This is a genomic window from Calothrix sp. NIES-2098, assembly GCF_963875125.1.
Lineage (GTDB): Bacteria > Cyanobacteriota > Cyanobacteriia > Cyanobacteriales > Nostocaceae > Aulosira.
In genome coordinates, this window is the sequence record NZ_CAWNKJ010000001.1 from 6737932 (window position 1) to 6757274 (window position 19343).

Annotated in this window: 14 protein-coding genes; 6 read left to right on the plus strand and 8 right to left on the minus strand. The window is 42.7% G+C overall.

Translation table 11 applies throughout. The features are described from left to right. Positions 1 to 57: 57 nt before the first annotated feature. Positions 58 to 915: a PD-(D/E)XK nuclease family protein gene (locus AACU33_RS28175; RefSeq protein WP_096593046.1), complete on the plus strand. Its 858-nt coding sequence runs from the start codon at positions 58 to 60 to the stop codon at positions 913 to 915. A 75-nt stretch (positions 916 to 990) separates the two neighbouring features. On the opposite strand, the gene AACU33_RS28180 is transcribed toward AACU33_RS28175, so the two are convergent. Next, positions 991 to 2670, minus strand: coding sequence for a transglutaminase domain-containing protein (locus AACU33_RS28180; RefSeq protein WP_445291799.1), 1680 nt, complete (start codon positions 2668 to 2670; stop codon positions 991 to 993). Between the two features lie 281 nt (positions 2671 to 2951). Here AACU33_RS28180 and AACU33_RS28185 point away from each other — a divergent pair, with 281 nt between their 5' ends. The 4 genes from AACU33_RS28185 (at position 2952) to AACU33_RS28200 (ending at position 8906) form a co-directional block, all read left to right on the plus strand. Further along, positions 2952 to 5813 (plus strand): cation-translocating P-type ATPase, encoded by a 2862-nt coding sequence (locus AACU33_RS28185; RefSeq protein ID WP_096593052.1) that lies wholly within the window; start codon positions 2952 to 2954, stop codon positions 5811 to 5813. 287 nt (positions 5814 to 6100) lie between these two features. Beyond that, complete coding sequence (locus AACU33_RS28190) at positions 6101 to 6787, plus strand: pentapeptide repeat-containing protein (RefSeq protein WP_339376338.1); 687 nt, start codon at positions 6101 to 6103, stop codon at positions 6785 to 6787. A 142-nt stretch (positions 6788 to 6929) separates the two neighbouring features. Next, positions 6930 to 8063: a DNA replication/repair protein RecF gene (gene recF / locus AACU33_RS28195; RefSeq protein ID WP_096593057.1), complete on the plus strand. Its 1134-nt coding sequence runs from the start codon at positions 6930 to 6932 to the stop codon at positions 8061 to 8063. 429 nt (positions 8064 to 8492) lie between these two features. After that, positions 8493 to 8906, plus strand: a complete 414-nt coding sequence (locus tag AACU33_RS28200) for a hypothetical protein (RefSeq protein ID WP_096593059.1) — start codon at positions 8493 to 8495, stop codon at positions 8904 to 8906. A gap of 48 nt (positions 8907 to 8954) precedes the next feature. Here the strand turns inward: AACU33_RS28200 and AACU33_RS28205 are convergent, their stop codons facing one another. Together AACU33_RS28205 and AACU33_RS28210 are read right to left on the minus strand one after the other, a co-directional pair. Next, a complete protein-coding gene (locus AACU33_RS28205; protein ID WP_096593062.1) occupies positions 8955 to 9392 on the minus strand; it encodes an MgtC/SapB family protein in 438 nt (145 codons plus the stop codon). A 499-nt stretch (positions 9393 to 9891) separates the two neighbouring features. Continuing rightward, positions 9892 to 10050, minus strand: a complete 159-nt coding sequence (locus AACU33_RS28210) for a hypothetical protein (RefSeq protein WP_339376339.1) — start codon at positions 10048 to 10050, stop codon at positions 9892 to 9894. 105 nt (positions 10051 to 10155) lie between these two features. Here AACU33_RS28210 and AACU33_RS28215 point away from each other — a divergent pair, with 105 nt between their 5' ends. After that, positions 10156 to 12558: a putative PEP-binding protein gene (locus AACU33_RS28215; protein ID WP_096593066.1), complete on the plus strand. Its 2403-nt coding sequence runs from the start codon at positions 10156 to 10158 to the stop codon at positions 12556 to 12558. A 75-nt stretch (positions 12559 to 12633) separates the two neighbouring features. Here the strand turns inward: AACU33_RS28215 and AACU33_RS28220 are convergent, their stop codons facing one another. From AACU33_RS28220 to AACU33_RS28240, 5 genes are all read right to left on the minus strand, one after another. Continuing rightward, positions 12634 to 13452: a hypothetical protein gene (locus AACU33_RS28220; RefSeq protein WP_096593068.1), complete on the minus strand. Its 819-nt coding sequence runs from the start codon at positions 13450 to 13452 to the stop codon at positions 12634 to 12636. Positions 13453 to 13503: 51 nt separating this feature from the next. Then, positions 13504 to 14676, minus strand: a complete 1173-nt coding sequence (locus tag AACU33_RS28225; RefSeq protein WP_096593071.1) for a baeRF3 domain-containing protein — start codon at positions 14674 to 14676, stop codon at positions 13504 to 13506. A gap of 364 nt (positions 14677 to 15040) precedes the next feature. Then, positions 15041 to 15697, minus strand: coding sequence for a DUF1361 domain-containing protein (locus tag AACU33_RS28230; RefSeq protein ID WP_096593074.1), 657 nt, complete (start codon positions 15695 to 15697; stop codon positions 15041 to 15043). Positions 15698 to 16152: 455 nt separating this feature from the next. Then, positions 16153 to 18660, minus strand: coding sequence for a response regulator (locus tag AACU33_RS28235; RefSeq protein WP_096593077.1), 2508 nt, complete (start codon positions 18658 to 18660; stop codon positions 16153 to 16155). Between the two features lie 230 nt (positions 18661 to 18890). Next, entirely contained in the window at positions 18891 to 19343 is a 453-nt protein-coding gene (locus AACU33_RS28240) for a response regulator (protein ID WP_096593079.1), read from the minus strand.

The following is a 19343-nucleotide window of genomic DNA, read 5'->3' on the forward strand; positions in this document are numbered from 1 at the left end:
CAAAGCGTGCGTAGCCGCAAGTATCTACATCGTTATTTTTCTCACTGCTCGTTAGCAATGTCAATCCCCGACCGACCTTTTGCCAGTTATCACCTTTGGTCTTTAGTTGCCCCAGCTACAGGGCAAGAACGTTGGCATTGCCAAATGAGACGGGGGTTTGTCAAAGCACGTCAGCACGAACCACAAGTTAAAGCACTGTTAGCTAAGGCTACAGCACCCCAGCGAATTGGGATACTCGCCCAAAAAGGCGTTTATGAATTTCATCATCATCGACATTTGTTAAAGCAATCAGACGGTGTAGAAAAAGTTGCCCAATTACTACAGTTAAGCCATGCCTCTGAGGAAGTTCAACAGCGCGTGTTGCAAATCTTGCAAAAATATCACAATGCTCCTTTGCTGTTGAATAAAAACATCCTGCAATTAACTCCAGGGGATGAAGGCTTTCCCAAACCAATTTTAATTGACCAGGATGATTATTGCTTCCGTTTATATGCGGCGATGGATTGTGTCTTTATTGATAGCGATCGCACGCTGCACATTTTAGATTTTAAAACAGGTAAAGCTGCTTTTGACCAGCGACAGGCATTAGTTTATCTCCTAGCTGCGCGTTATCTTTACCCTGGACATGAAGCTGTCGCATCGTTCTATAATTTAGAACTTGGTAAAAAATCCGAATTAATCCGGATCGATCGTAGCGAATTAGCTTCTTTAGAATTTGAGTTGGCTCACATTGCCCAAAAGCACCAGCGAGATTTACAAAAATATCACCAAGAAACAGAGGATTTCAGTCAAATCTTCCCACCTAATCCCGGTTCTCACTGCCGTTTTTGCCCATTTCGCTCCATCTGCGATTTTGCTGATGTTAAGCAGCCACAGGCTTTTGCCATGCCCATTTTAAAGGTGAATGGGGCATAGGGGATTGGGGAGATGAGGGAGTGTGGGAAGTGTGGGGAGTGTGGGGAGACAAATAAGAAATGACCAATGACAAATTCAAAACGGCGGCAATTCTTTCAGAATCGTAAACCGAATATGATTAATTGCCAGGTCGCCAATGGGGATATCTTCTTTAGTTAAACGTACACCTTGACTAGAAATGGTTTCAAAAGGAATACCTTTGCCGATTTCGATGTGATACCAGCATAAGCCCATAAAAAAGCGCGTGGGATAGGGGCCGGCGTTTCCGACATCATCGGGATTCGATTCCATTGGCAACCAGCCAATATTGGGGATGTAGAATTCTAACCAAACATGATTAAAGTCGGGTTGTAGGGGTACGCCCTGTAGTTCGCCATGCGGCGGACATTTATATCTACCTACTGTGCGACAGGGAATCCCATTCAAACGACACAGCGCCAATAAAACGCCCACATATTCACCACAGGAACCCACACCCCGTTCTAAAACAATATCTGGGGTATCAATGTATGGTTTAATACCATACGATAATTCATCGTAAACATAATTGCGGATGTTGTACATTTTCCGCAGCAGATTAGTTTCTGAGCCGACAGCATCCCTAGCAGAACGACGAACAATGGTTGTATCCATTGCTAAATCGTCGTCATCCACTAGATATCGAGTTTCAAATTCTGGTGAAAGTTCCGGAATATCTTCAACATCTTTAGGCGTAATGCGATACTTGATTCCTCGGACTTCCAAAATTGCTTTCCAGCCAAATATATGACGTTCGCCGGGGGTGAGGGTATCAAATTTAAATACTGCTACCCGTTGTCCATCAATTACTTCTTCGGTAAAAGGTAAACCAATCGGTTCAACGTGTTTAACTTTTTGGCGTTCGGTTTCTGAAGGTAAGGCGATTCGCCACTCCAAATCTGTTAAATAAACCTCTTCTAAAGGAGCAATCTCCTCAGCGTAGGACATTTCGATGAGGTAGCCATTAGAGAGGGCGTAGCGTTTCTCTGGCTCGTAATGATAATGCAGGGGATGAATAAAAGTGCGATCGCGGTATGTTAGCTCGTGATTCGGATCGGCATTGGGATTATCCCGAATATAAGGTTCCTCAGAGGCATAAGCGACATAAAGGCTTTCTTTTCCTGTTTCCGCATCTTTATGTACCGCTATCCCTGTAGGCGAGTCAAAAGGTGTGAGGACGCTGAATTGAATTTCTCCAGTAGCCCGATCTAGCGAGTAGACCGTTTGTTCTGTGCGATCGCTCACCCAGAGAGTATCATTACTTACGGCTAAATTTTCTACACCGACTCCAGGTGCATAAAACCTCGTAATTTCTTTGCGGCTATCTGCCTCATAAATCAAGATATAGCCTAGCTTCTGACAACTGACATAAACTGTTGATTCCCAAACAGCAACCCCGTCAGCCGGATAAGGCAATGTGACAAAATGTTCTAGACCTAAAGCATTCAGCTTGCAACGATAAACACTTTTGCCACGAGTTACCCAAAGGGCGTCTTCCCAGACTGCTAGACCTGTGACTTCAGTAAATTCCTGAACTTGGTGAGGATTGAGAATTTTACTATTGTCAGATATTGGGTCAATTTCTAGCAGATGTCCTTTAACAGTATCAATAGCGATAAGTGTATCTTTAATGAAAGCAATGCCACCTAATGCGGCAGCACTAAGCGGTCGAATTGTTCTTTGCCCAAACATCTGGCTAACGGTCATAGTGGGGAGTGCAAAACTCATATTAAGCATATTCATTTAACCGTTTAGCACGCCTAGAATAAATTGTGGTACGTCCCATGTGACCAAGCTTCAGACTGGTGTTACTTACAATTATCAGTGCAATGTGTTCCAAAAAAACTCTCCCGTAGGAAATAACACACAAGTCTCAAGATGAGAAAGTGACAAATGCTAGGAATCACATCTACACTAATACAATTTGGCAAGAGCCTTTATGTAACTTTAGTTGATGGTTTTCCAACCATCACTAAGATTATGATCGAATTCTGTAACCATTTCCTGTGACTTACACGATGTCTGCTAATTCTCTGCCTGAAGGTGCCGCCGTTTGGCATAATTTAGAAGTTGATAAAGCGCTAGACCTGCTTGATAGTAACGCAGACAGTGGCTTGACACCCCAAGAAGTTGAGCAGCGGTTGCAAAAATACGGCCCCAACGAACTTGAAGAACATGGTGGCCGCAGCGCTTGGGAGATTCTGTTGGATCAGTTCAAGAACATCATGTTGTTGATGCTGATTGCTGTAGCGATCATTTCTGGGGTTTTAGATCTGTTGGCTTGGCGAGGAGGCAACTTAAAGCCTGGTGAAGTACCATTTAAAGATACGATCGCGATTATGGCGATTGTCATCCTCAATGGCATCCTCGGCTACGTGCAAGAAAGCCGCGCCGAAAAAGCCCTGGCAGCCCTGAAAAAACTATCCTCTCCCTTAGTGCGAGTCATCCGCGATCGCAAATTGGTGGACGTAGCAGCCAAAGATTTAGTCCCAGGGGATGTGATGCTGCTAGAAGCGGGGGTACACATAGCCGCTGATGGACGCTTAATTGAACAATCTAATTTACAAGTCCGGGAATCGGCGCTAACTGGTGAAGCCGAAGCCGTAAATAAACAGGCGACATTGCAATTGCCCGAAGACACGGGATTAGGCGATCGCCTTAATGTCGTCTTTCAAGGCACAGAAGTCGTCCAAGGGCGAGGTAAGGTGCTAGTCACCAATACCGGGATGCAAACCGAACTGGGCAAAATTGCTGCCATGTTGCAAGCGGTGGAAAGCGAACCAACGCCATTGCAACAGCGGATGACGCAACTAGGAAATGTTCTAGTTACCGGTTCTTTGATTCTTGTCGCGATCGTCGTCATCGGCGGTATTATCCAGGCTAGAGGTTTTAGCAACTTACAAGAACTTTTGGAAGTTTCCTTAAGTATGGCGGTGGCTGTAGTTCCTGAAGGTTTACCCGCCGTCATCACTGTCACCTTGGCACTGGGCACTCAGCGCATGGTACGCCGCAATGCCTTGATTCGCAAACTCCCAGCAGTGGAAACCTTAGGTTCTGTAACTACCATCTGTTCTGATAAAACTGGCACGCTAACTCAGAACAAGATGGTTGTGCAATCAGTTTTCACAAATAATTCTACTTTTCGCGTGACTGGGGAAGGTTACGCACCCACAGGGGATTTTCAATTAAACGAGCAAAAAATTGCTGTAGACGAACGTCCCGAAATTGCTGCTTTACTAGTTGCTTGTGCTATTTGTAATGACTCAGTGCTGCAAAAAGAAAAAGGTGAATGGGCGATTTTAGGCGACCCTACCGAAGGTGCATTGCTCACCTTGGCAGGAAAAGCTGGTATTGAAAAAGACCAATGGAATAGTAAATTGCCGAGGGTTGCAGAGTTTCCTTTTTCCTCAGAACGCAAGCGCATGAGCGTTATTTCTCAAGTTGAGGAAATCGCCACAGGTGAATCTTCTTTAAGGGGAATTGACCCAGCGATCGCCGGATTTTTGCAATCGGAAAATTACTTAATGTTTACTAAGGGTTCTCCAGAGTTAATTTTGGCGCGTTGCAGCCAAATTTATCTGGGTACGCACGCAGTCCCCTTAACTGAAGAACAACGCCAAAAAATCTTGGCAGAAAATGACCAAATGGCGAGTAAGGGGTTGCGAGTGCTGGGTTTTGCCTACAAACCCTTGAGAGAAATCCCCCCAGAAGGTTCAGACGAAACCTCAGAACAAGAGTTAGTTTGGCTGGGATTGGTAGGGATGCTGGATGCACCCCGCCCAGAGGTAAGGGCCGCTGTGCAAGAATGTCGGCAAGCAGGTATTCGTCCAGTGATGATTACTGGCGACCACCAATTGACAGCCAGAGCGATCGCTACCGATCTCGGTATAGCCGAGGAAGGCGCTCGCGTCCTCACAGGACAAGAATTACAGCGCATGAGTGATGAGGAACTAGAGCAAAATGTTGACCTGGTAAGCATTTATGCTCGTGTTTCCCCAGAACACAAACTGCGAATTGTCAAAGCCCTGCAACGTCGTGGTAGATTTGTGGCCATGACTGGTGATGGCGTCAATGATGCCCCAGCATTGAAACAAGCAGACATCGGTATTGCGATGGGCATCACAGGCACCGATGTGAGTAAAGAAGCTAGCGACATGGTGCTGCTAGATGACAACTTTGCCACCATTGTTGCCGCTACCAAAGAAGGTAGAGTAGTTTACACCAACATCCGCCGCTTTATTAAATACATCCTCGGCAGTAATATTGGCGAAGTGCTAACAATTGCCGCCGCACCACTTTTAGGGCTGGGAGGCGTTCCCCTCACCCCCTTACAAATTCTTTGGATGAACTTAGTTACAGACGGTTTACCAGCCTTAGCCTTAGCTGTAGAACCCCCAGAACCAGATGTGATGAAGCGTCCGCCCTTCAGCCCCCGCGAAAGTATCTTTGCCAGGGGATTGGGTTCTTATATGGTTCGCATTGGGATTATCTTTGCGATTATCACGATTATTCTCATGGAATGGGCATACTTTCATTCCAAAGCAGTAACCGGGCCAGGACTCGACCCGGAACGCTGGAAGACAATGGTATTCACTTCCTTGTGTATTGCCCAGATGGGTCATGCTATAGCTATTCGCTCCAATAACCAACTAACTATCGAGATGAATCCTTTCTCTAATCTGTTTGTGTTAGGGGCTGTAGTGGTTACAACCTTATTGCAGCTGATGCTAGTTTACGTTCCACCCTTGCGAGATTTCTTTGGTACTCACTGGCTACCACCTGGAGAGTTAGCGGTTTGTATTGGTTTTAGTGCCTTAATGTTTGTTTGGGTGGAATTGGAGAAGATATTCTTCCGATTAATGGGCAAAAAGACTGTGTAAGGGTAAGGATAGATTAGAAAAGATGGAGTAATATAAGACTTTAAATTGGCAGCTATGTGAATTCTTGCTGCCATTTTAAGAAAGGACCCGAAATCCTTCATTATAGCTGAGGATCTCGAGCCGTAACTAATTGCGTCTTAATCGTAGCAAAGCCCTTTGGTACTGTCTACTCATTAAGTATTGATTCTCTGTGAGTCATAAGATCAAAACTCACTATAACTATCGGCGTATCTGAAAGCTGTTTTGAAGGATTTTACCCATATACCTAGATGAGGAGTAAAATCCACATGTATAACAACGATTTTAGTGGTCAGGACTTAAGGGGTTACGATTTTCAAAACTGCGATCTCAGAAACTGTAACTTCAGTGGTTGTGATTTAAGGGGTTACGATTTTCAAAATCGCGATCTCAGAAACTGTAACTTCAGTGGCGCTAGGCTCAATGGTTGTAACTTCAGTGGCGCTAGGCTCAATGGTTGTAACTTCAGTGGCGCTAACTTATGTGGTGCGAATCTAACACAGGCTCAGTTGTGTGGTGCTGATCTGTCTGAAGCCAATCTCAAAGGAGCAGACTTACGTGGTTGTAACTTGACTGGAGCGAATCTAGACAGAGCTAATATGCAAAATACAAGGCTCGCAGATGCTCGATTTGATGGAACAAGCGTGTTCGATGCTTCCTTTAAAGAAAGCGAAAGACTTGATGAAAGGACAAGACTTAGTTTAATCAATGAAGGAGCTAGGTTTGAAGAGCGGACGCCTCAACCTCCATCTACCCTTCCTTGGTGGCAACATGTAATTGTACCAATTACTCTTACTGTTCTTAGTCTTATAGGTAGTGCAATTATTAACATGTTTACTACTTCTCAACCGAAAGCTACTCCATCAGGGCAAAATTCTATATCTACTGCAAGACCTACTCCCATAAGTGAACCACCGACTTTGAATCCTACAGGTAAAGTTAGCAACCAAAAATAATCCATTCACTTTTTGATAAAGTCAAATCTTGAAATATCCCGTGATGACTAAATGAGTAGATCGGGAGAAGGCAAAAGCTTCTTTTCAGGCTTTTCTTCTCTCCCTATCTCTCTCATCTCTCGTTACTCCTCAACTCTCCACTATGTTTCTCAAATCGATTCACCTCCGACAGTTTCGCAATTACACAGACCAAAAAGTGGAGTTTTCTGCTGCCAAAACAATTTTGGTAGGTAACAATGCTCAGGGAAAGTCGAATTTGTTAGAGGCGGTGGAGTTGTTGGCGACATTGCGATCTCATCGTATGGCACGCGATCGCGATTTAGTTCAAGAAGGAGAAGCGATCGCTCAAGTGAACGCTTCCTTAGAGCGTCAAACTGGTATTAGTGACCTGAGCTTAACTCTGCGCCGGAATGGTCGTCGTACTGTTGCTCTGAATGGCGAGTCTGTGCGCCGTCAAATGGACTTTCTCGGCGTTTTGAATGCAGTAGAGTTTTCTAGTCTAGATTTAGACTTGGTGCGCGGTGGCCCAGAAGGCCGTCGCAGTTGGCTAGATACCCTACTAATCCAACTCGAACCTGTTTATGCTCATATTTTGCACCAGTACAATCAGGTTTTGCGACAGCGCAATGCTTTTTTGAAACATACTCAAGACTCAGCACTCAGCACTCAGCACGCAGAACAATTGGCAGTATGGGATGCACAGTTAGCTACCACAGGAACCAGAGTAATTAGGCGGCGCGAACGAGCTATACAGAGATTAGCGCCGATTGCTACTAAGTGGCACTCTAGTATCAGTGGTAGTACGGAAACGCTCCAGATCGAGTATGCGCCTAGCGTGCCTTTAGGGGACAACTATCCCCAAGAAGTACAGCAAGCTTTTTTAGACAAAATTCAACAGCGCGCCGTTGCCGAACTTCGCCAAGGTACTACATTGGTTGGCCCTCATCGCGACGAAGTAGAATTAATTATTAACCAAACACCCGCACGTCAATACGGTTCCCAAGGTCAGCAGCGCACCCTAGTACTAGCTTTGAAATTAGCAGAATTACAACTCATTGAAGAAGTTGTAGGAGAGCCACCACTGCTATTGCTAGATGATGTTTTAGCAGAACTAGACCTGTACCGTCAAAATCAATTACTTGATGCTATTCAAGATCGATTTCAAACTTTAATTACGACAACTCACCTCGGTTCTTTTGACTCACAGTGGTTGAATTCATCTCAAATTTTGCTTGTCAAGGCAGGAGAGATCTCACTACCAAATGATATTTACTAAATCCGGACAAAAGTGAAAATTTTGCTAACAATTATCAATATACTTCTCAGTTAAATGTAGAATATTTTCCTCAAAAATTAGCAGTTTTTCATCATCTTGTTTGAGTAAATTAACGATAAATATCATTCCTCAACAATTTTATTCCTAGTAAAAATTATAATTTTTTATTTAAAATTAGTGAAATTAACGCTCGTTATCTCACACTAGCTTATTTTTCGTTTATGATAAATCCTAGCGGGCTGATGTGGATAAAATACAGTAGTTTACTACACATCAGCAGAAATACAAAGATTATTCAAAACAACTAAAAATTCTACAATAAAGTTTTTTGAATTGTAGATTTTGAATTTTGCCTTTTCTCAAGTTTGTCATTGAGGAGCTTGAATCTTTCCTTTCCCTTTACTGTATAGGTTACAAAAAATTTTAGGTATGTCTCAACAAAATCACATATTAAATAAAGATGAGATTGTGGCACTAGGTACATCATTAAGAGGAATTGAGCAGAAACTACTCAAACAATCGCAGCAATCAGGAATAAAAAGAATATGGTTCCAAGGAGAAGAACCTTATTTTGATGTTTTCTTTGAATTAAAAAATGATGAAATAATATGGTTTCAATTTACTTTGCGTGGTAAAGCTCTTTCTTGGGATAGTAGAAAAGCAAAATTACAAACAGGCACTACTAATGAATTACATTATAATGATGTCAGCTTTTATGCCGCTAGTAAAACAATCGAAAATGATATTGAAACTAATTGGGAATTTGTTAATTTAGTTAAATCAATTTTAGAAACTAGAGCAACAGAGACAATTTTTGCCAAGGCGCTGAAATTATTTAATTAGCCTGTGATTACTTGTTATTTAATCAATATATTTATTACTCACCCATAACTAATTTCTTTTTTCAAATCGCTTGAAAACATAGAGAACTAAAAAAGTTAGCAAAGCGCCAATTAATCCTAATTGCCACAAGCCACACCCAGCAGCAATTCCCAAAGCGGCGGAAACCCATACAGCCGCCGCTGATGTAAGTCCGTGAACTTCAGAACGCTGTGATTCTTGAGAAGATTCGCGTAAAATCTCTCCCGCACCCAGAAATCCTACACCAGCCGCAATACCTTGAATCACTCGGCTAAGAGCATCAGCACTAGGTTTGAGTTCTACTGTATACAGGGGTATAACAGTAAAAATCGCTGAACCTAGACTTACTAACATATGAGTTCTTAAACCCGCTGGTTTATGTCTCCGTTCCCTTTCTAAGCCAATAATCGCACCACTTAGTAGTGCTATAAATAGTCTAAAAACTATACTTAACAAATCATTGCTCATTGAGCGATCAATATAATTAGTACTGAATAATACTTGCTTGAGTATATTTGATTGTGCATCTTACTTTAGTTGGTAATCTAGTTATCAAAAGTAATAAATATGGTTTTCACTTTACCAACCGTATGAGAAGAGCGCATATTAGAATTTGAGTCAATCAAGAACCGCGAGATTATTTATAATCCTGATAAAATTTAGGAAATTAAGATTATTGATTATATGATTTTTTAATTATATCAAATCATGTATTCGTAAAATTTTACTGCAAATTGCTAAATTTAACTATACACTCAAGAATTGAAGGAAGAAGATATCACTTTTAAAGAGTGCGGGTAGGGTGAAACAATAAAAACTATGCATTTACAAGCTAACGAGACTCAAGCAATAACTAAGAGTCTCAATTTTGAAAAAAGCTAATCTTGGCATAGATCTCAGACTTGACTTCTGATTTTATAGATATTTAGTTGTAGCTGAAATCAGGTAAAAAAGTAGACTTACATCACTAACAGAGCCAGCAGTTATAAGACCGATCGCTGTTTATGAAGAAGTATGTATGGCGACTGCTTTGCTCGTAAGCGATCGCGTCTTTACCTAAGAAGGTATTCTGGTAAAGTACTAACTCCCACATAAAGATGAGGGCACTTGCATGGTGAGAGAGCATGGAGTTTAAATCACAGTCAGAGAAAAAAGTTTTGCTCTGAAGTGTTACACCAAGTCACTAAGGTGGCTCTAGCAAATGAATCACAACTGAGAACAACAAAATTGAGTGGACAAACTCTACTGGCTTGACCAAATTAAACTCCAAGACCGCGCCAAAGTAGGTGACAAAGCATTTTACTTGAGCCGAATTATGCAGCGCGGCTACCCGGTAGTACCTGGCTTTGTAATTGGGGCGGAAGTTTTGCAGGAATTTTTAGAGACTCTTAATAGTTCGGAGTCCTTAGTTGCTGACTTACCGCATTCTTCATTACATCTAGATGTCGCTAATTGGCGTCAACTTCAGCAGGTAGCTGGCCGCTTGCGTCAGGAAATTATTACGGCCAATGTACCAGAGTCTTGGGTAAGCAAAATTCTCACAGCAGCAAGAAAATGGGAAAGCGAGCATCTAATTTTGCGTCCAACAGTAATGGTTGCCAATACAACCCAGCCTGTAGGCAATATATCTGGGTTGCTGGAGTCAGTTTTTTGTCCTTGTAATCCAGAAGCGATCGCCTTAGGATTAAAGCGCGCTTGGAGTCAGTTATTTCGTGCCAGAAGTTTACTTTATTGGCAGCGCTCAAGCACCAATCTTCAACAAGTTAATTTAGCAGTTTTGGTACAACCGATTCGCGATGCTATTGCCAGCGGCTTACTCAACGCTAATACATCAGGATGGGAAATTACAGCTACCTGCGGATTGGAAGTAGCGATCGCGAATGGTGAAGTTTTACCCGATGTCTACTATATTCAACCAGAAACAGGACAGTTAATCGAACAACAGCTAGGCAATAAAATCTTAGCCTATCGTCTTGACAACATCGCAGCTAAAGATGACTTGCGATCGTTACCGCCCTCAGTACTGTCATTAGAGAATACTAGTCTAGTTGCCTACCTGCTGGAAGAAAACCAACAGAAAGATTACGCTTTATCAACAGATTATTTGCACAAAATAATTGGTTTAGGGAATCAACTTTTAACTGAATTAGGTAACAATTTTGATATTAAATGGACAATTTCCCAAGAAACTCCTACACCCAAACTCTATCTCACACAAGTTAGCACCCCTCAATCTGCAATTCCCCATCTCCAAATCATCAAGGGGTTAGGAGCAGCAAGAGGGCGGGTGACAGGAACTGCATTCGTAATTACCAATTCTTCGTCTAAACCAGAACAGCTACCCCAAGGAGCGATCTTAGTTGCCAGAACGATCCAGCCTGATTGGTTGCCTTTATTGCAACGAGTTACAGGTATTATTACAGAACAAGGAGGATTGACTAGCCATGCAGCAATTCTAGCTAGAGAGTTGGGAATTCCCGCAGTAGTCAGTGCTACAGATGTCACCGCCCTAATTCAATCTGGCGAACGACTACATGTAGATGGCGATCGCGGTGAAGTTTCTCGTGCCAGAGAAAATACAGCCGCAGAAAGAACTCCACCAAGATGGAGTTCAGGAGAAAATCTAGAACTCAATTATTCTCCGTCTTCCATGCCCTCATTGCCTGCTGACTCCAATTCCAGGGAAACCTTCACCCCTAGATCTGCTTTTTCTGCTCCCCAACCGATAATTGCCACCCAACTGCTGTTGAACTTGAGTCAAAGCAGTTTAATCGCGCAAGTACAAAGCTTACCTGTAGATGGGGTAGGTTTGTTGCGCTCAGAACTAATGATGCTTACCATACTGGAGGGACAACACCCTAATAGCTGGCTAGTAGATGGGCGTCAGGCAGAATTATTAGAGCTATGGACTGACCAGATTATGCGATTTGCTCGTGGCTTTGCACCACGACCAGTTTTATATCGCTCCTTGGATTGGCGATCGCATGAGTTACCATCGTTTCCCCATCAATACCAATCTTCATCACAGGCTGTTTTGGGCGAACGTGGCATTTTTAGCTATTTACTAAATCCCACAATCTTTGAATTAGAATTAGCGGCTTTAGCAGCTGTACAAAAAGCCGGTTACAGCAATATTAACCTCTTATTACCCTTTGTTCGCAGTGTAGAAGAGTTTTCCCTTTGCCGCCAAAAAGTTGAGCAAGCCGGATTAACCCAAATTCCGCAATTTCAACTATGGATCATGGCAGAAGTGCCCAGCGTGCTGTTCTTGCTGCCAGAATATGTCAAAGCAGGCGTAGCGGGAATTTCCATTGGGACGAATGACCTCACACAACTGCTGCTGGGAGTAGATCGAGAACAAGAACAGCTAGCAAAAAAATTTAACGAACTGCATCCAGCCGTCATGGGTGCGATCGCTCAACTAATTGAAATGTCTAAAGATGCCGGAATTCCTTGTGCAATCTGCGGACAAGCCCCAGCAATTTATCCAGAAATTATCGACAGATTAGTGCAATGGGGGATTACGGCAATATCTGTAGAACCAGAAGCCGTAGAGCGAACATATCAAGCGATCGCCCGTGCCGAACAGCGCCTGATTTTAGAAGCTGCGCGGCGTCAGTTGAAGGGAGGGTAAAGGAGTGTGGGGAGTGTGGGGAGTGTGGGGGGAAATCAGACAAATGACCAATGCCCTATGCCCAATAACAAATACCTATTTTATATATCCCGTTTCCCGTAAAAACTTACGTAAGTCCGCGAAGAATTGAGAGCGATCGCTCTTTTTATAAGCCTGCTGCACTCGCTGCCAACCATCTTGACTCTGACCCAGCATATATTTATCTGCTAGGTATGCTGAGAGAAATCCCTTACCATCATCGCCTTGTCGGCGTGCCTCAGTGTAAGTCTGCCATAGCTCGGTGGCATGGCTAGAAATTAACTTGGGATAGCGACGGGTAACATCAACCATTTTGCCTTGACGATATTGCCAAATTTGCAGTGGGTAGCCAGAAGCCGCGTAGGAACTAAAAGCATAAGCAAAGCGATCGTCTCGGCTATCAAACTCTGGTAATCCATCCTTGTCTAAATCTCGCAGTCGATAGCCACCATTACCCCATTCATGGCGAATCTTTTGGTACTGGTTTGATTTACTGTTGTAACGATAAATCAGCGAATAAGTACAGCAATGTGCGCCCCCTGTGAAGAAATCGGCTATGACTTCCGGTTCTTTATTACCGTCTAAATCTAACACTGGTAACTTATTGTCTGGAGCTTCCAACAAATCCCCTATAGGTCGGTCATATTCACTGTCTTGGGGTAGCTTTTGATCTAAAATCGTTTGACCTGAACGAGTAATTTTTAATCGTACATTTTTATACTGATATTCCTGTGGTTTCTCGTAGGATATTTGCGCCTGCACATCACCAGATTTACCAGTAATGGTTTCTGCTGTAGCAACTTGGGCTAATACCGCAGAACTCAAAATAGCCAAAGAGACTAAAGAATGCCTGAAGAAGTATCGAATAGAACTCATTATTGGTGTTGTATATAATAAGCTAGATTTTATACAACACCATCATAATCATCAATATCGGAAAATTGCTGCCACAGGTGTGCTAAAAGGTATTTGTTCTGGCGGAACGGCGTAGACAGTACCACCGTTTAATAAGGTATGAGTAGCAACCAAGTCTAACAAATCCTCATCACCAGTTTCTTTTTCTTCATGTATATAAACATTTTCCGAACTCGGATCGAACAAACCCCATTGCTGTTGACCAACTGCAACTAACAATGAGTCTACGCGTTGATAATAAGCGGCGGGAATGATTTGTTTGAGATCGTTGGTAGCTTTGCCAGTATCACCACCAAACAACTGTTGAAAACGCTCCATAAAATCTTGTTGTGACTTTTGAAATTCAGCCTCAACAATTGGCCAAGCGCGATCGTGTAACTCTTGAGCGCTGAGAATTTCTGGATTACCAGCGATCCCTTCTGCCATCAAGTGTTGGTAAGTATTTGCCTGTCTGTACAAAGGTAGGAGATATTCTACCCCAGCCAATACCAAAGGTGCTGTGTCATCACGGAGTTTTTCGTGCAATGCTCTATCAATAATGTAAAAGAATTGCCGAATTTCTTCTTGGTGTTGATCTCTATCAGGGCTTCCCTGTCCGTGAAATTCACCAGGCTGTACAAAGGTATTAGCAGTTCCTCCTTTGGAACTAGCGATGCGAAACTGACCTTCTTTGGCAGTTTCATCTTGGTTGAGAGCTTCTTCGAGACTTTTAGGCAGATTTTCTACTTCGACTTCGTTAATAGTGTAGTGTGTTCCCTCAAAAAATCTGACATCTTGCTGGCTTAAAGCCAAGATATAGAAACGACCATTACCATTTAAAATCGGCAACAGTGGCTTGATGTGAAATCTGTCTGTAACTACTACCAATTCTTGAAAATTGAGTGGCAGAGTATAGTAACGGAAAAAATCTTTAGAAATAAAAATTGCTAATCCCAGCTCTCCCAATTGCTCCCAAAATTCTTGGGTATCCAGATCGATAGCTTTTTGTAACAACGCCGTTGCTTCTTGCGGTTCCAAACCTGCATCAACTAGGCGAGCTTCTGCTTCCTTAATTAAATTTTTAAACCGAATAGGGTCTTGTCGCACTTCTGGCCCGGCTGGGTGCGTTGGCATATAAATTGAAATGCAATTTCCCTTTGGCTGTTCTAGTAGCGGCCTAATCTCCTCTCTAGAAATTATTTGCATAATTATATCCCTCCTAAGCAACGTGACTAGAGACACATCACATCAGAACGTTACTACTTCAAAGTCTGATGAAATGCGTTCTAGATGCGGCATTTTAAGCCACAACCGTTTGACATGGATTTATTTCACGTCAAGGAAGGTAAAGTTTCATCTTTCTCAGGGCTTACGCAACTGGCATATATATTGTCATTGGTCATTGGTCATTTGTCATTAGGTATTGGGCAAGAGTCAAATGTCAAAAGGCAATAATTATTTCTTTCCTCCCCTGCTTTCTCTACTTCCTTGTCCCCCTTGTCCCCCTTGTCTTATTGCTCGCCACACTCCTTCATCTTCCTTGTCTCCCTTGTCTCCTCTACTTCCTGCGCTATCCATTTTTGGTTTGTTGTGAATTGATGGGTATCTCGGTTTTTGGTTGCCGAACCCATCCTAAAGTCACTCGTTTCATAATTGCGTACAAACCTATAAGGATGATAAAAGTAATCGCAATTATTACCAAAGGCTGTTTGCCTAGAAGTTCCTCTAGACCTTTGGTTAGTACAGCATCTGGCTGCGTAATGAAATCCCAACTATTAAAACGCAAGAACCGTCCCCAATAAATGCCCACAGCAGAGAGTGCATGAGTAATTAACTCAACCCATAAAATCCATTGGCTCTTGCCAATTCGGTGTAAATAATAACCTAAATTAATTAAAGATATGACGTAAGCTTCAAATCCAGCAAAAATTACTAATATATACAGGGGAATTAATACTAAAGTAATAACCCACACTGATTGAATTGTGCGGATATCATCTATCAGGTGAATTACATCTGTTAACAGATAAGGGGCATTTGGTAAAAAGGCGTAGAAACCTAAGAATCCTAGCCACCAGACCCAAGATCTACCGCGATTTCTCCGAAACAGCCAGACACTTAAAGCTAAAGGTATAAAAGCGAGAAACAAATTCCAAGTCATCCATCTCATATTGATTTGTAGGACTTGGAATAATTTAGTTATCAATTCAATCAGTTCTGCTTTCATAGATGCTAACTCGCAATGGTGTAATTGATATAGATTTAGTATGTATTTGTTGTTAACTTCATTGATTGGCACAAAACTATAGTCAAGATTTAGACTGCTATTTTTGTTATGCCTCAATCAAACCTATTTCCTGAGACGCCAGACAATATTTTTATGTTCGTAGGACTCTAATACACGCTATAAGATGAGCAAAATAATCAGAACATGGTTATTAATATATCCGATATAGAAAATGGCTAGTATCTCATATGTTAATTAAGCCGGCTAACCCACTAGTATAACCAGAAAATTATTAGAGGCAAATTTGCCCCATAAAAAAAGTCTATGTAATAACAATCATTACATACTCTTCAATAAGAATATGCAATTATCAATTTGGCAATTTCATTGCTCAGTAAACTGTTCAGGGAAAATAACCTTATACGCTTGGCAACATTTAATACTAAGTTATTCAGCTAGGCGATCGCAGTTTGTTGAGCCAAGCTGACAACTACTGCCACTAACTCATAGAGATTGACTGGTTTAGCTAGATGTTGGTTAAATCCTGCGGCGATCGCCTGTTGTCGATCTTCATCTCTAGCAAAGGCAGTTAAGGCAACGGCTGGTATCCTTTGTCTGTCATCTTCTTGGCTTCTAATCTTGCTAATCAAGGAGTAACCATCTTCATGTGGCATTCCTACATCACACAGCAGAATATCCGGTTTAGATTGGGAAAAGATGTTTAAAGCTTCTGTGGCTGATGCTGCTGTTGTCACTTGTACTTCGCATTGCTCAAGGATGAATGCGAGCATTTGCCTGGTGTCTTCATCATCATCTACTACTAGTATCCGTAAGCCTGGAAGCGATGGAAAATCCTGCTGTCTGGTTTGCTCAACTCGATTGGGTTGGGTAACTTGAGGCTGATAGATAGGCAATTGCACTGTGAATGTGGCTCCCTTACCTTCGCCATCGCTAGTGGCAAAAACCATACCGTTATGCATTTCCACTAAATGTTGGACGATCGCCAGCCCTAATCCTAATCCTGCATGGGTTCGAGTTGTGGTTGCATCCGCCTGACGGAAAGCATCGAATAAGTAAGGAAGGAAATCTGCGCTAATTCCTTGTCCTGTGTCGCTAACAGTTAGCTGAACGCAGGAATTAATTTGCTTGAGTTCAACACTGACTCGTCCGCCCTGAGGAGTAAACTTGAGAGCATTAGATAATAAATTCCACATGACTTGCTGCAATCGCTCTGTATCGCCTAATACTGGTTTGACATGAGAATCGAGGTTTGACTCAACAACGATGGACTTAGTTTGCGCAACGATCTGTAAGTCTTCGATCGCGGACTTGACAACAAGAGGCAGGTAAATCGGTTGTAGATTCAAATGCAGGCTTTTTTGAGTGATGCGAGAAATGTCAAGAATGTCATTAATCAGCTTGCGTTGGAGTTTGGCGTTGCGTTCCATCGTCTCCAAGGCTTTTGCTTGAGTAGCGGCATCCATCTGGCGAGTTCTGAGCAAGTTCGTCCATCCCAGCATGGCGTTTAGCGGCGTGCGTAGTTCGTGGGAAACGATCGCCAAAAACTCGTCTTTTACCCGGTTAGCTTTTTGGGCATCGAGATAAAGCCTGACGTTATCAATTGCTAAAGCAACTCGTTGAGCCAGTTCTTGAAATATCTCTAACTCTGCTCGACCATAGCGACGTTCCGATTGAACTACAGCAAAAGTTATTGTGCCTAGTTTTCGCTCCCTTGCTGTCAGGGGCACGATCGCGTAAGAAGTGATATGAAGTTTTTGAATAAAGTTGATATGAGTTGGATCTTTTGTGTTGGAGCCTGTTACTGGATCGGGAATTTCTATAACTAACTCTGGCTGTTGGGTTCTTAGCACCTTAGGGGAACCATAATTAGCATTAGCACGCGGTGGATTGCTACTTCTCAGTTCGAGTGCTAGTGCTTCTAGTTCTGAGTTAGATGCCGCTACAATTGGTTCGCTATAGGCGATGAAGTTATTTTCACCCACAACATCTACCAAACATAAATCAGCCAGAGTAGGCACTGCCAAACGAGCCACGAGGGCTAAGGTTGTGCGGTAGTCTAAAGAAGAAACTAATAACCGACTGGCCTCAGCCAAAAAACTAGAGCGATGCTCTAATGCCTCAGCTTTAGTACGAAGTATTTGTTCCCGTGCTAGCGAGTCACGCAGTTTTTGCTCGGATTGTTTGCGTTCGGTGATATCTTCCATCAATCCGTCAATGATAGTGATGCCATTAACGGTAGTGAAGGTTTTACTCAGCCTTACCCATACGGTTGTGCCATCAGCGCGTCGCAGGGGAATTTCCCGCACCTCGTTCTCTGGAACTTGGCGATCGCGTCCTGGGCTATTGTGTTTTAATTGGCTCAGAAGTTCGGCATACTCTTCTCGCTGAAAATAAGATTCAAGAGTTTGATTTTCGGGGATAGTGTTGATGCGATCTAAACCGACTAGACGGAAAAACGCTGGATTACCTTCTAATAATGTTCCATCTGCCTGTAAACGATACACCCCGACATTTAAATTATTCAGCAGGGTTTGCAAGCGTGTCTCTAATCCTGCAACTTTGCGTTGAGCTTCAGTATTTTCCCAGGCGCGACGCACGGCTTTGGGTAAGCGCAAAGATTGCCTGTTAGACTTGATGACGTAATCGTCTAAGCCCGATTTCAGGGCTTCAACGGCAATTTCCTGAGTGCCACTATTGGTAAACATCACCACTGGACAGTCAGGATAGCGACTTTTAATGGCCTTGAGTACAGTTAAACCATCACTCCACCGCAGCTGGTAGTCGGTAATTACCAAGTCAAATTCTCCCGCCGTCAATGCCTGCTCAAAATCCTGTGCTTGTCCAATTTCCTGGATTTGAAGATGAGAAAATTCTTGTTGTAGGGCATAAATCGCCAGATGACGGTCATTAGGATTGTCATCAATTAGGAGAATGCGTAACATTGAGGTTCTATAAAGTAGCTGGGAAATAGAGCAGAAAGAAGGAGCAAGCAGTCAGAATTTTCTAGCTTCGTTCAAAACAGGGCGTGGATACTTAAGTTAAAAATACTTTGTGTCTTTGTGGTAAAAAAATATCGAACCACAGAGACACCAAGACACGGAGAGAAGAGAACTTGTTATTTATGGCTGTAAAATTTTTTCATTGGGTTTGCCATGTGCCTTGATTCATAATGTTACGCAGTTTCAACTTGTGGCTTTTCATTAAAAACGATCCAATGTAAGTTAAGCGTTTTGACGATTTCTACTAGATCGTTGAAGGCAACAGGTTTGACTATGTAAGCATTGACACCCATATCGTAGACCAGGTTGATGTCGGCATACTCTTTAGAAGAGGTGAGAACCACTACAGGTATGCGCTTGAGTAATGGTTGCTGGCGTAACCACCTTAGCACTTCCGACCCAGACCTGCGTGGTAGTTTGAGGTCGAGTAAGATCAGTACGGGTAAAGGATAAAGAGTGCGATCGCTATAAGGTTCCTCTCCAGATAAATACAGCACAGCGGCATCGCCATCATTGACTATCTGAAGCGAATTGGAGATATTGGCCTTACGCAGCGCTCGTTGAATTAGCAAAACATCTTTAGGGTTGTCTTCTACAAGCAAAATATCATCTCGGTGTGGATTCAT

Coding starts and splice junctions, on each gene's coding strand:
- AACU33_RS28230 (WP_096593074.1), bottom strand. CDS start 15,697: ATGAAAGCAGAACTGATTGAATTGATAACTAAATTATTCCAAGTCCTA.
- AACU33_RS28240 (WP_096593079.1), bottom strand. CDS start 19,343: ATGAATCCACACCGAGATGATATTTTGCTTGTAGAAGACAACCCTAAA.
- AACU33_RS28210 (WP_339376339.1), bottom strand. CDS start 10,050: ATGCTCTCTCACCATGCAAGTGCCCTCATCTTTATGTGGGAGTTAGTA.
- AACU33_RS28235 (WP_096593077.1), bottom strand. CDS start 18,660: ATGTTACGCATTCTCCTAATTGATGACAATCCTAATGACCGTCATCTG.
- AACU33_RS28180 (WP_445291799.1), bottom strand. CDS start 2,670: ATGCTTAATATGAGTTTTGCACTCCCCACTATGACCGTTAGCCAGATG.
- recF (WP_096593057.1), top strand. CDS start 6,930: ATGTTTCTCAAATCGATTCACCTCCGACAGTTTCGCAATTACACAGAC.
- AACU33_RS28175 (WP_096593046.1), top strand. CDS start 58: ATGTCAATCCCCGACCGACCTTTTGCCAGTTATCACCTTTGGTCTTTA.
- AACU33_RS28185 (WP_096593052.1), top strand. CDS start 2,952: ATGTCTGCTAATTCTCTGCCTGAAGGTGCCGCCGTTTGGCATAATTTA.
- AACU33_RS28200 (WP_096593059.1), top strand. CDS start 8,493: ATGTCTCAACAAAATCACATATTAAATAAAGATGAGATTGTGGCACTA.
- AACU33_RS28225 (WP_096593071.1), bottom strand. CDS start 14,676: ATGCAAATAATTTCTAGAGAGGAGATTAGGCCGCTACTAGAACAGCCA.
- AACU33_RS28205 (WP_096593062.1), bottom strand. CDS start 9,392: ATGAGCAATGATTTGTTAAGTATAGTTTTTAGACTATTTATAGCACTA.
- AACU33_RS28220 (WP_096593068.1), bottom strand. CDS start 13,452: ATGAGTTCTATTCGATACTTCTTCAGGCATTCTTTAGTCTCTTTGGCT.
- AACU33_RS28190 (WP_339376338.1), top strand. CDS start 6,101: ATGTATAACAACGATTTTAGTGGTCAGGACTTAAGGGGTTACGATTTT.